General features: G+C 65.6%; 11 protein-coding genes and 1 pseudogene. 8 read left to right on the plus strand and 4 right to left on the minus strand.

What is annotated here, in order from left to right; translation table 11 throughout:
• The first annotated feature begins 2 nt into the window (after nucleotides 1-2).
• The 8 genes and pseudogenes from AXW83_RS21810 (at nucleotide 3) to AXW83_RS21845 (ending at nucleotide 6,292) form a co-directional block, all read left to right on the plus strand.
• A complete protein-coding gene (locus AXW83_RS21810; RefSeq protein ID WP_236841737.1) occupies nucleotides 3-581 on the plus strand; it encodes a TRAP transporter small permease subunit in 579 nt (192 codons plus the stop codon).
• Nucleotides 582-644: 63 nt separating this feature from the next.
• Entirely contained in the window at nucleotides 645-1,925 is a 1,281-nt protein-coding gene (locus AXW83_RS21815) for a TRAP transporter large permease (RefSeq protein WP_066617237.1), read from the plus strand.
• A 404-nt stretch (nucleotides 1,926-2,329) separates the two neighbouring features.
• Nucleotides 2,330-2,691: pseudogene (locus tag AXW83_RS27905) on the plus strand (ArsR/SmtB family transcription factor).
• Entirely contained in the window at nucleotides 2,669-3,187 is a 519-nt protein-coding gene (locus tag AXW83_RS21825) for an SRPBCC domain-containing protein (RefSeq protein ID WP_066617238.1), read from the plus strand. Before AXW83_RS27905 ends, AXW83_RS21825 begins: the two are co-directional and overlap by 23 nt.
• A gap of 5 nt (nucleotides 3,188-3,192) precedes the next feature.
• The gene (locus AXW83_RS21830; protein WP_066617240.1) at nucleotides 3,193-3,825 is read left to right on the plus strand and encodes a dihydrofolate reductase family protein; all 633 of its coding nucleotides are present in this window, start codon (nucleotides 3,193-3,195) and stop codon (nucleotides 3,823-3,825) included.
• A 108-nt stretch (nucleotides 3,826-3,933) separates the two neighbouring features.
• Nucleotides 3,934-4,128, plus strand: coding sequence for a hypothetical protein (locus AXW83_RS21835; RefSeq protein WP_066617243.1), 195 nt, complete (start codon nucleotides 3,934-3,936; stop codon nucleotides 4,126-4,128).
• A 204-nt stretch (nucleotides 4,129-4,332) separates the two neighbouring features.
• Nucleotides 4,333-5,133, plus strand: coding sequence for an alpha/beta fold hydrolase (locus tag AXW83_RS21840; RefSeq protein ID WP_066617248.1), 801 nt, complete (start codon nucleotides 4,333-4,335; stop codon nucleotides 5,131-5,133).
• Nucleotides 5,120-6,292 carry a PAS domain-containing sensor histidine kinase gene (locus tag AXW83_RS21845; protein WP_236841738.1) on the plus strand — a complete coding sequence of 391 codons (1,173 nt, stop codon included), beginning with the start codon at nucleotides 5,120-5,122 and terminating at the stop codon, nucleotides 6,290-6,292. The genes AXW83_RS21840 and AXW83_RS21845 overlap by 14 nt, the downstream gene beginning before the upstream one ends.
• A 175-nt stretch (nucleotides 6,293-6,467) precedes the next feature.
• Here AXW83_RS21845 and AXW83_RS21850 read toward each other — a convergent pair whose 3' ends face one another.
• The 4 genes from AXW83_RS21850 to kdpB are packed head-to-tail and all read right to left on the minus strand — an operon-like array spanning nucleotide 6,468 to nucleotide 12,556.
• Nucleotides 6,468-7,178 carry a response regulator gene (locus tag AXW83_RS21850; RefSeq protein ID WP_066617251.1) on the minus strand — a complete coding sequence of 237 codons (711 nt, stop codon included), beginning with the start codon at nucleotides 7,176-7,178 and terminating at the stop codon, nucleotides 6,468-6,470.
• A complete protein-coding gene (locus AXW83_RS21855; RefSeq protein ID WP_066617252.1) occupies nucleotides 7,175-9,892 on the minus strand; it encodes a sensor histidine kinase in 2,718 nt (905 codons plus the stop codon). The genes AXW83_RS21850 and AXW83_RS21855 overlap by 4 nt, the downstream gene beginning before the upstream one ends.
• 18 nt (nucleotides 9,893-9,910) lie before the next feature.
• Nucleotides 9,911-10,501, minus strand: a complete 591-nt coding sequence (gene kdpC / locus AXW83_RS21860; protein WP_066617254.1) for a potassium-transporting ATPase subunit KdpC — start codon at nucleotides 10,499-10,501, stop codon at nucleotides 9,911-9,913.
• A gap of 12 nt (nucleotides 10,502-10,513) precedes the next feature.
• On the minus strand, nucleotides 10,514-12,556 hold the full coding sequence (kdpB, locus tag AXW83_RS21865) for a potassium-transporting ATPase subunit KdpB (RefSeq protein ID WP_066617258.1): 2,043 nt from the start codon (nucleotides 12,554-12,556) through the stop codon (nucleotides 10,514-10,516).
• Nucleotides 12,557-12,559 lie beyond the last annotated feature (3 nt).

The following is a 12,559-nucleotide window of genomic DNA, read 5'->3' on the forward strand; positions in this document are numbered from 1 at the left end:
CCGTGCCTGCTTCCGCGCACAGCGTCGCGGTTCCCGCTGTCCTGCGCGGCCTCCTCGACGGCATCGACCGGCTGAGCCGTCTCGACGGCTGGCTCGGCGGCGGCTGCCTGCTGGCCTTGACCCTGCTGATGCTCTGCGAGATCGGCACGCGGTTCCTGTCGAACTTCCTGCCCTTCTTCCCCGCCTCGATTCCCGTGGCATGGGAGTATTCGTCCTATCTGATGGCGGCGTCCTTCACCTTCGGGGCTGCCATGACCCTGCGCGCAGGCGGGCATGTGCGCGTCACGCTCGTGATCGGCAAGGCCCCGCCGGCATTGCGACGCCTGATGGAGGTTTTCGCCGCGCTGCTCGGCTTCGCCTTCATGGCCTTCCTGACCTATTCGATGGTGCGGTTCTCATGGGGCTCGTTCAGCCGGGGGCAGACCTCCGTGTCGAGCGACACACCGGTCTGGTTTCCCCAGGCCGTGGTGACCTTCGGCATGCTGCTTTTGACCCTGCAATATCTCGCGCGCGTGATTCAGGCAGGCTTCGGGCTGCCGCTCGAGGACGATTCCATGAAGGCCGCTGCGCCGGCCGATTGAGCGACGCGACGCTTCGACACGCGCCCTTTCTCACCAATTGGCCAGCCGGCCGGGACTTAACCCATGTCCATCGAAGTCGTCGTCATGTTCGCGATCCTGTTTGGCCTGCTGGCCAGCGGGTTGTGGATCGGCCTCACCCTCGCCTTGACCGGGACGGTGCTGCTGGCGCTGTTCCGCTCCATGCCGCTCGATCGGCTGCTGCCGCAATATGCCTGGAACATCCTGACGACACAGGAACTTCTGGCCCTGCCGCTTTTCATCCTGATGGGCGAACTGCTGTTCCGCACGCATCTGTCGCGCTCGCTGTTCAAGGGTCTCGCGCCATGGGCGGGAATGTTGCCGGGCCGGCTGCTGCATGTGAACATCTTCGGCTGCACCATCTTCGCGGCGATCTCAGGCTCGTCGGCCGCGACGACGCAGGTGGTCGGGCGGATCGCGCTCGCCGAGCTGCTCAAGCGCGGCTACTCCAAGGATATCGCCATCGGTTCGCTGGCTGGCGCCGGCACGCTCGGCTTCCTGATTCCGCCCTCCAACATCATGATCATCTACGGCGTCCTGGGCGACGTCTCGATCCTGAAGCTGTTCACGGCCGGTGCGCTGCCGGGCCTGCTGCTGGCGGGCACTTTCATGGTCTGGGTGATGATCCATACCGCCTTGCGCGGCGATCTCGTGCCTGCCGCCGAGAACGACCTGAGGAACCTGTCCTGGCGCGAGCGCTTCTCGGCGCTTCGGGATCTGGCGCCCGCGCTGTTCCTGATCGTCTGCGTGCTCGGCTCGATGTATGGCGGCATCGCGACGCCCTCCGAAGCGGCGGCCGTCGGCGTGCTCGGTGCCGCGCTCGTCACCGCCTTCCAGGGATCGCTGAATTTCGAGGCGGTCAAGGGCATCCTGATCGGCGCCGTGATCACCTGCTCGATGATCGCGCTGATCGTGCTCGGCGCCTCGATCCTGGGCAATGCGGCCGCCTTCCTGGGCATTCCACAGGCGGTCGCGGCCTATGTGCAGAGCCTGAGCCTGACGCCGTTCATGCTGATCGTCGTGCTGATCGCCTTCTACATCGTGCTGGGCTGCTTCCTCGACGGCTTCTCGATGATCGTGATGACGCTGCCGATCGTGCTGCCCATCATCAAGCAGGCGGGTTTCGATCCGATCTGGTTCGGCGTGTTCATGGTGCTCGTTGTCGAGATGGCGCAGATCACGCCGCCGGTCGGCTTCAACCTCTTCGTCATCCAGGGCCTGACCGGGGATGGCTTGGGCTACATCGCCAAGGTCACCTTCCCTTATCTCGTGATCATGATCCTGTTCACGCTGCTGCTCACGGTCTATCCGGACATCGTTCTTTAATTGCCGCGCGTGATGGCGGGGTAAACGCCGCTTTCCAAGCGCCATACAGGACCGCATTGGGCTGGACCGGGTTTCGCAGGCTTCAATTTCTCAGCAGGGGGAGCAAAAATTGGGGATGTCACGATTGGCTGCGAACTCTATAGCCAGCCTTGTGTCCAGTCGAAGTACCGGAAGCTAACCTTCGAAACCCCGCAAATGGGTTGCAATCACGCCGCGCTAGTCGGAGTGAAGCGCCAATAGCGGAATTTGGATGTCAGCCCGACAGCGGACCTCCACTCAGCGGCCCAGTCTGGACCGGAATAGACCCACGTCGGATGTGGGGGCGGTCCGCTTCTCGCTGATCCTCCGGTGGCCGGTCTCGGCCCCTTGCATGGCGCCGATCAGCGCATTAAACACTAAACCTAATGGTTCAGTTTTCGACAACTCGCTTTGAATCCTTACAGCGCTCTCGGACGTCACAGGACGCGGCGTCATAGAGCAACTCGGGCGTACGCATGCTTCGGTCGGAGCTTGCAGACAAATTCCACATGACCATCACGGGCATGAAAAAGCACATCGGCGTCTTGGAGCAGGCGGGGCCGGTCACGACGCAAAAGGGTAGGGCACCGTGAGGATCTGCATGCTCGGCCGCAGCCGACGGGTGAAAGAGATAGCATGGATCGAGGAACACCGCCGGCTTTCGGCCTCGCGTTTCGACGCGGTGGACCAAATCGTCGAGCAAATGAAACAGAGGGAGTCGTTCGATGCACGCAGGCAGACAGAGTGATCCCGCCGCCGGGAAGGCCCGCACAACGATGGCGCGGACATCGGCCCGGGAGTTCGTCGTTACGCGCACCGTCGCCGGCCCGGCGCGCATCGTGTTCGAAGCATGGGCCAAGCCGGAACTGTTCCAGCGATGGTGGGTGCCCATATCATGCGGCCTCTCCCTGATCTCTCACGACGCCGATGTTCGCACAGGTGGTGCGTATCGTTTAGTGATGGGCCACCCTTCTTCGGAGCAGCCCATGGCGTTCTTCGGTCGATACATCGAAGTGACGCCACACTCCCGCCTCGTCTGGACCAATGACGAAGGGGGCGAAGGTGGGGCCGTCACAACGGTGACCTTCGAGGAAGAGGATGGCGCGACACGAGTCGTCGTGCACGAGCTCTATCCTTCGAAAGGAGCGCTCGATGACGCCATGGCCTCTGGGAGCACAAATGGGTGGGGCGAGCAATTCGCGCAGCTGGACGACCTTATCGTCATCGTGAACGCAAAGGTCTGACAGCCATGGGCAAGGTGCGCGTCAGTGGTTTCGCCGTGTCCATCGACGGTTTCGGGGCAGGGCCGGAGCAGAGCCTGAAGCATCCGATGGGCAAAGGGGGCCTTGAGCTGCACAAGTGGTTCTTCCCGACCCGGACCTTTCGATCGATGATCGGGCAAGACGACGGGACCGACGACCGCTTCGCCCGCGCCTCAGCGGAAGGCTTCGGCGCCTTCATCCTCGGCCGCAATATGTTCGGCCCGGCCGGCGACGATTGGGGCGGACCCGACTGGAAGGGCTGGTGGGGCGACAATCCCCCGTATCACGCGCCGACCTTCATCCTCACCCACCACGCCCGGGCGCCGATCGTGATGGAGGGCGGGACGACCTTCCATTTCGTCACAGACGGGATCGAGGCGGCGCTCACTCAGGCCAAAGCTGTAGCGGGCGACCTGGACGTGAAGATCGGCGGTGGAGTTTCGACGGTCCGCCAGTATCTACTCGCGGGGGCGATCGACGAAGTGCACATAGCGCAGTCGCCTGTCGTCCTGGGCCACGGCGAACCTCTGTTCGCAGGCATTGATCTGCCAAGCCTCGGCTATCGGGTGAGCGAGGTGGTCCCAACGGAGCTGGCGACCCACATCGTGCTGACGCGCTGACCGTCGGAGCCCAACCTAGCGTCGCCTCACCGTACAAAACCCACCAAAGCTCGACATTAGAATCTATGGTGGTTCGTGAGGCGAGGGCGCAGCCGATCGAACCGCAGGATGCGCTTGAGATGGGCGAAGAGCATCTCGAGCATCGAGTTCGTCATCCTCGGCGATGGCGGGGTGCGGCATCAGCGCGCCGCGAGCCATCTCGTCGCAGCTGGCGCGCGGCTCGACCTTGGCGACCGCAACGGCGTGACCCCGATCGAAATGGCTCGCCAGCGCGGATACGCCTGCATTCTCGTCCAGAAGTGAACCGAGCCGATGACCGGAGCGGACGTCTGCGCTCGTGTTGAAAAGTCCAGCAGAGCTAATGCCGCGGCGTCTCCCGTTTGCCGGGTCTGAAGACCGACCATCCGCCACCAAACATCGCCGCGCCTCACAGCAGAAAGCCTGCATCCCAGTAGAGTTAACGGCCAAGGGGAGACTTTTGCCATCGCTCGATGCTAAGACGCTGCCATGGCGAAGAATGGATCAGTTCTGCTGCGAAACAACGTGAAGACCGCTGGCGACGGCGATCGGGCGATGATGTTCGCCCATGGCTTCGGTTGCGATCAGAACATGTGGCGCTTCGTGGAGCCGGCTTTTCGATCCGATTTCAAAACCGTCCTGTTCGACCATGTCGGTGCCGGCAAATCGGATCTGTCCGCGTTCGATCCTGACAAATACGCCAGTCTCTCGGGTTATGCCGAAGACGTCGTCGAGATCGGGCTTGAGCTTGAACTGACGGACGCGGTATTCGTGGGGCACTCCGTCAGCGCGATGATCGGCGTGCTCGCCTCGCTCAAAGCGCCAGGCATGTTCGGCTCCCTGGTGCTGGTGGGTCCATCACCCCGTTACATCGATGACGGTGACTACGTCGGCGGCTTCACCGCAACCGACATCGAGGACCTGCTGGACTCGATGTCCCAGAACCACATGGGATGGTCGAACGCCATGGCGCCCGCGATAATGGGCAACCCAGCCCGTTCGGAGCTGGGAGAGGAACTGGCGGCGAGCTTTTGCCGGACGGATCCAGACATCGCCAGGCACTTCGCTCGAACCACCTTCTTGTCAGATAATCGGGCCGACTTGGCTCGGGTCAGCATTCCTTCGCTCGTGCTGCAATGCCGGGACGACATCATCGCCGGCGAGCAGGTCGGACGGTTCGTTCATGAGAGCATCGCGGGCAGCAAGTACGTCCTGCTCAATGCGACAGGCCATTGCCCCAATCTGAGTGCGCCGGCGGAGGTCATTCGGGAGGTCCGTGCCTTTGCCTGACCTGGAACCGAAGGCACTCTCGCAGGAGCGCCTGGAGGATCTCGCTGACCTCTACGACAACGCACCCTGCGGCTACATCATTCTCCTTCCCGATGGCAGGATCGGCAGGGCGAACGCGACGTTGGCGAACTGGCTCGAAATCCCGGTGCAGGAGCTGGTCGGCGGCAAGTTCCGCGAAAGGCTGACGATGCCAGGGCGCATCCTCTTCGAGACGCACCTCGTCCCTGCCTTGCGGATGCATGGTTCGGTCACGGAGATCGCGCTGGATCTGCTCACCGGCACATCGGCGAAGCTGCCCGTTTTCGTCAGTGCGAACGAAAGACGGGACGACAACGACGCCCTCGAATTCACGCGGGTCATCATATTCAAGGCAACCGACAGGCGAAGCTTCGAGCAATCCCTGGTCCGATCGCGCGAGGAGGCGTCCAAGGGTCTTGCGGAGGAGAAGGCCACAGGAGCGCTGCGAGAGCAGTTCATTGCCGTGCTCGGCCACGATCTTCGCAATCCGCTGGCCTCGGTCGAGGCTGGCTTGCGCATGGTCAGCAAAGAGCCGTTAAGCCCCAAGCAGGCTCGCCTGATCGGTTTGATGCAGGCGAGTTCCCAGCGCATGCACAGGCTGATCGACGATGTCCTCGACCTCGCGCGCGGCCAGCTCGGCAGCGGACTGACGCTGTCCCTCGACGCGTCGATGCCGCTCGAACACACGCTCCGCCAGGTGATCGACGAACTTGCATCGACCCACCCCGAGGTGAACATCGAGGTTAACATCGCGATCGATCGGTCGATCGCATGCGATCATGGCCGGATGGGCCAGTTGGTGTCCAACCTGCTCGGCAACGCCTTGACCCATGGCGCGGCGGACAAGCCCATTCGGGTCGACGCCACGGCAGGCTCGGACTGGCTGACTGTCTCGGTCTCGAACGCCGGCGACCCGATCCCGCCCGCGGCCATGGCCCAGTTGTTTCGCCCGTTCTTCCGCGGCACCGTCCGTGCAAGCGCGAACGGTCTCGGGCTCGGGCTCCACATCGCCTCGATGATCGCGCAGGCCCATGGCGGAACGCTGACGGTATCCTCGACCCCGGCTGAAACGCGTTTCACGTTCCGGATGCCGCTGCAGGCGCGGCCGAGTGACGATTTTGAGGCTGCCACCTCTCCCTAAGTCGACGCCGTCAACATGGGCATCTGCTGGATGACTGGGTCACGCTTATCGGAATGCTCGATCGCGGACGTCCGAGGTGTCTGCTCCCGGGACGCTTACCGGGCTGCAGCTTGTCGCGATCCGCAGCGGCAGACTGCGCGCCGAACGGCCTGCCAGATACGGTGCGCTGTAGCCTTCAGGGGGCTTGGCTGCGGGCGTCGATCAGCCGGTAGCCTACGCCGGGCTCCGTGACGATGAAGCGCGGATCGGCGGCGTCGTCACCGATCTTCTCGCGGATATGGCCGATCGCGATGCGCAGATAATGGGTGTCGGCCGCGTGGGCCGGTCCCCAGATCGTCGTCAGCAACTGCTTGTGCCCGACCAGTTTGCCGGCATTGCGTGCCAGCAGGGCGACCACGTCGAACTCCTTGCGCGTCAACTTAACCGAAGCGCCGTCCACGACGACCATATGGCTCGCAAGATCGATCTCGAGTCCACCGATGCGGATCTCAGCCGGTTCGGTAGCACGCTCGCGGCGGCTGCGCAGCAGCGCCCGCAAGCGCGCGAGCAACTCGCCGGTCGAGAACGGCTTGGTCACATAGTCGTCGGCCCCCGCGTCGAGCGCCGCGATCTTCTCCGTCTCGGCGTCACGCACCGAGAGTACGAGGATCGGCAGGCTCGACCATTCCCGGATCGCCTCGATCACCGCCTTGCCATCCATGTCGGGCAAGCCGAGATCGAGCAGCACGGCATCAGGCGCCATCGTCGCGGCTCGCTCGATGCCGAGACGGCCGCGATCGGCTTCCAGCATCTCGAAACCACCGGCCCCGAGCACGATGGCGAGAAACCGCCGGATCGGCGCTTCGTCGTCGATCACGAGGATGCGGGCTGGCTTGCCGTCGGTCATTCCGGATCTTCGTTTCTCTGGGATGCGAGCGGCAGCCTGATCACGATGGCGGTGCCGCGTCCACCGGACCCCGCCTGGGCGCGGACCGTTCCGTCATGCGCCTCGACCAGTCCCTTGACGATCGAAAGACCCAGGCCCGTCCCGGCCGGACGTGAATCGCCGTGCGCCACGCGATGAAACAGCTCGAAGACCCGATCGCGCTCGTCTTCGGGGATGCCCGGCCCTTCGTCGATCACGGCGAGCTCAGCCATCCCCCCGTCGCTTCTGGCGGTGATATGGATGGAGGTGCCGGCCGGCGCATATTTCGCGGCGTTCTCGACGACGTTGGCGATGGCCTGCCCGATCAGCACCGGATCGACATGCAGCGCCGGAAGATCCCGCGGCGTCTCGATGACGAGGCTGTGGCCGGCCAGCACGCGCTTGAGATCGTTGCGGACGACGCCGAGGATCTCGCGCAGGTCCACCGCCGTGCGCTTGGGCGCCAGCGCGCCGTGCCCGAGCCGCGTCATGTCGAGCAGGTTCTGGACATAGCGGTCGAGGCGGCGCGCCTCATCCAGCGCCGTCGCCGTCAGTTCGCGCCGGTCGGCAGGGCTGAGCGTTCCATCGGTCTCCGCCAGGCTGGACACTGCCCCGATCACGGTGACCAGCGGCGTGCGCAGATCGTGACTGACGGAGTTCAGCAGCGCGCCGCGCAGCTTCTCGCCCTCCGCCGACACCCGCGCATTCGCCAGTTCGCCGGCCAGCCGCGTGCGCTCGACGGCCACCGCGACCTGATCCTCGACTGCGATGAGCAGCCGCCGCGTCTCCGGGTCGAGCCCGCGCAGGCGATCTCGGAACCGCACGCCGATGACGCCGAGCGTCGCGGTTGCAGTGGCCAACGGCACGAACAGCCATTCGCTCATCGGCAGCGTCGCGGTGCCAGCGCCCGCAGCCTCGTTCTTCTCGAACGCCCAGCGCGCCGCGCCCTCCGCCCGCGCATCGAGTTCGTCGATGGTCGGATGACCCTGGACCTGCTGCAGCGCGCCTGCCGGATCCGGCATCAGGATGAGCGAGCGGCAGTCCAGCGTCGCGGCGATGTGGAAGGCCGCCGCCCAGAGCACGTCGTCGGTGTCGTTGGCCGAGGCGATCTTGCGGGCGAAATCGTAGAGCGTCTCGGTGCGGCGCTGGGCCGAGCGCATCGCCTCGACCTGCGCCTTCAAACGGCTCGCGAGGCTGCCCGTGAACACCGCGCCGAGCAGGTAGACGACGACCGAGACGACGTCTTCCGGACGCCGGATATCGAGCGAATAGAAGGGTGGCGTATAGAAGAAATTATAGGCGCAGGAGCCCAGCAGGCCGGCTGCGAGCGAAGGGCCGAGCCCATGGCGGGCGCCAACGACCATGACGGCCGCCAGATAAATCGCGGAGATCGCGCCGCCAGGCACGGCTTCCCAGATCGCCAGTGGCATCGCCACCAGCGTTGCGATGGCGATGCACGCGAGCGCGAAGACATAACCATGCCAGTCAGGCGCGATCCAGGCCGGCGCCGACAGCTTGCGCCGCTCCACGCGGGCATGAGGCGTCACCACCGTAATTTCGAAATCGGTTGCATCGTCGAGCAGGCGGTCGGCGACCGGCTCGCGGAAGACCCCGACCAGCCTCTGCCACCACGACCGGTGCGAGCGCGGCCGGCCGATCACGATGCGCGAGACATTGCGCTGGCGGGCATAGCGCAGCACTTCGCCTGCGACGTCGCACTCGGCGTGCAGCACGATCGTCTCCGCCCCCAGCGTTTCGGCAAGGCGCAACGCCTCGACGGTGACCGCACGCGTCTCGGAGGGCAGGGCCTCATGTCGCGGCGTCATCACGGTGGCGACGATCCAGGGCAGGCGCGAGCGCTCGGCCATGCGCTTGCCGGCGCGCACGAGGCTGCGGGCGACCGGCGCCTCGTTGATGCAGACGAGCAGGCGCTCTTCCGCCGGCCAGGGCCCCTTGACCGCGTTCGCCTGCATCCAGGCCAGCATCTCGGCATCGACGCGGCTCGCGGCGGTGCGCAGCGCCAGTTCACGCAAGGCCGTCAGCTTGCCTTTGCCGAAGAAGTTCTCCAGCGCTTGGCCGATCTGCTGGGGAACATAGACCTTGCCGTCCTTGAGCCGCTTGATCAGCTCCTCCGGGGCCAGGTCGATCAGCTCGATCTCGTCGGCGCTCTGCAGGATATGGTCCGGCACCGTCTCCTGCACGCGCACGCCGGTGATGCGCGCGACGACGTCGTTCAGGCTCTCGACATGCTGGATGTTCAGCGTCGTGACGACGTCGATGCCGGCATCGAGCACTTCGACGACATCCTGCCAACGCTTGGGATGGCGCGATCCCGGCGCGTTGGTATGGGCGAGTTCGTCGATCAGCGCGATGCCGGGCTTGCGCCCCAGCAGGGCGTCGAGGTCGAGTTCGCTGAGAGTCTGGCCGCGATACTCCACCTGCCGACGTGGCAACTGCTCTAGCCTGTCGAGCAAGGCGGCCGTTTCCGCCCGACCATGGGTCTCGACCAGCGCCACCACCACGTCGAGGCCCGCGCGCTGGCGGACGCGGGCCTCCTCGATCATGGCGAAGGTCTTGCCGACGCCCGGCGAGGCGCCGAGGAAGATCTTGAGACGGCCGGCCCCGCCGCCTTCCTCGCCGCGCGCCGCGGCCAGGAAGGACTCAGGTGTCGGTCTCTCGTCAGGCGCGCTCGGCATGGGAGCCCGACCAGAGCATCAGCGCCCGAGCCTGTCGAGGGCGAGGTTGAGCGCCAGCACGTTGACGCGTGGCTCGCCCAGCACACCGAGCAGACGCGGTTCGACCTGGCCCTGGACGAGCTGCCTCACGCGATCCTCGCCTAGGCTTCTCGCCTTGGCGACTCGACCAACCTGGACGAGGGCTGCTTCCGGCGAGATGTGCGGATCGAGACCGGAGCCTGAAGCCGTCACCAGATCGGCCGGCTGCGCCCCGCCTCCGAGCGCCGCGACGCGGTCGGTGATCGCCTGCTTGAGCGCGGCCGAACTCGGGCCGAGATTCGAGCCGGTCGAATTGGCGGCGTTGTACGGGCTCTCGACGGATTTGGTCGCGTCCTGCGGATCGGGCGCGGTCGTGGCCGAGGGCCGGCCATGGAAATACCGATCCGAGGCGAAGGACTGGCCGATCAGCGTCGAGCCGATCACAGCGCCGTCCTTCAGCACCGGAGAGCCGTTTGCCTGGAAGGGCAATACCGCCTGCGCCACGCCGGTGACCGCGAGCGGATAGGCCGCTCCCGTCAGCAGGCTGAAGATGCCGAGCAGGACAAACGAAGGGCGAAGATAGGAGGTCATGATCTCAGTCCTTCAGGCGAGGTGAAGCAGATCGACGATCAGATCGATCGCCTTGATGCCGATGAACGGGACGACGAGCCCGCCGAGCCCGTAGATCAGCAGGTTGCGGCCCAGAAGCTGGGATGCGGAGGCCGGCACATAGCTGACGCCCTTGAGCGCGATCGGGATCAGCGCGACGATGACCAGCGCGTTGAAGATGATCGCCGACAGGATCGCCGATTGCGGCGAGCCGAGCCCCATCACGTCGAGCACGGCCAGCCCCGGATAGGCGGTGACGAACAGCGCCGGCAGGATCGCGAAATACTTCGCCACGTCGTTGGCGATCGAGAAGGTCGTCAGCGCTCCACGCGAGATCAGCAGCTGCTTTCCGACCATGACGATCTCGATCAGCTTGGTCGGATCGCTGTCGAGGTCGATCAGGTTGCCGGCCTCCTTGGCGGCGGGCGTGCCGGAGTTCATGGCGACGCCGACATCCGCCTGGGCCAGCGCCGGCGCGTCGTTCGAGCCGTCGCCGCACATCGCCACGAGCCGGCCTTCCGCCTGTTCCTTGCGGATGAGGGCGAGCTTCGCTTCCGGCGTCGCCTCCGCGAGAAAGTCGTCGACCCCGGCTTCCGCCGCGATCGCCGCCGCTGTCAGCGGATTGTCGCCGGTGATCATCACCGTGCGGATGCCCATGCGCCGCAGCTCGGCGAAACGCTCGCGGATATTGGGCTTCACGACGTCCTTGAGATGAATGACGCCGAGAACGACGTTGTCGCGGGCGACGACCAGCGGCGTGCCGCCAGACGAGGCGATCTTGCGCACGGCCTGCTCGACCCCGCTCGCAAGCGCGCCGCCGGTGAGCCTGGCCATCGTGTCGGAGGCGCCCTTGCGCAGGGCGATGCCGCCCGGCAGATCGACGCCGGACATGCGCGTCTGCGCCGTGAAGGGCACGAAGGTCGCGCCTGCGCCGGCGGCAGCCTCGAAGCCGAAACGCTTCGCGGCCAGATCGACAATCGACTTGCCCTCCGGCGTCTCGTCGGCGAGCGAGGCCAGGAAGGCGGCTTCCGCCAGATCGCGCTCGCTGACACCCGGCGCCGGCTCGAAGGCGTCGGCCATGCGGTTGCCGAAGGTGATCGTGCCGGTCTTGTCGAGCAGCAGCACGTCGATGTCGCCGGCGGCCTCGACCGCGCGGCCCGACTTGGCGATGACGTTGGCCTTCACCAGCCGGTCCATGCCGGCGATGCCGATGGCCGAGAGCAGCCCGCCGATGGTCGTCGGGATCAGCGTCACGAACAGCGCCGCGAGATAGATCACGGGCAGCGTTGTGCCCGACCATGATGCGAAGAAGGGCAGGGTGACGACGACGAAGAGAAAGACCAGCGTCAGCGCCGCCAGCAGGATGTCGAGCGCGATCTCGTTGGGCGTCTTCTGGCGCTTGGCGCCCTCGACCAGCGCGATCATCCGGTCGAGGAAGGTCTCGCCCTGCCGGGCGGTAACGCGGACGACGAGCCAGTCGGAGACGAGCCGCGTTCCGCCCGTCACCGAGGATCGGTCGCCTCCGGATTCACGGATCACGGGCGCGGATTCGCCGGTGATCGCGCTTTCGTCGACCGAAGCCACGCCCTCGATGATCTCGCCATCGGTGGGAACCGTGTCGCCGGCCTCGACCAGGATGACCTCGCCGGGCTCGACCCTTTCGACATCCTTGGTGCCGTAGACGACACGGTTGGCGGGATCGACCAGCACCTTGGCCAGCGCCGAGGAGCGGGTCGAGCGGAAGGCATCGGCGCGGGCCTTGCCGCGCCCCTCGGCGACGGCTTCGGCGAAGTTTGCAAACAGCACCGTGAACCAGAGCCAGATCGCAATCTGGAGCCCGATCCAGAAGACCGGGCCGCCGGTCAGCCCCTCGCGGATGACCAGTGCTGTCGCCAGCAGCGAGACCAGCGCGGTCGAGAAGATCACCGGATTGCGCGCCAGGCTGCGCGGATCGAGCTTGCGGAAGGCCTGCAGGATCGCAGGCCTGATGATGACGGGCGAGAACAGGCCCATCTCGGCGGGAGCGTGCTTGCTCATAGC

This window comes from Bosea sp. PAMC 26642, assembly GCF_001562255.1.
Lineage (GTDB): Bacteria > Pseudomonadota > Alphaproteobacteria > Rhizobiales > Beijerinckiaceae > Allobosea.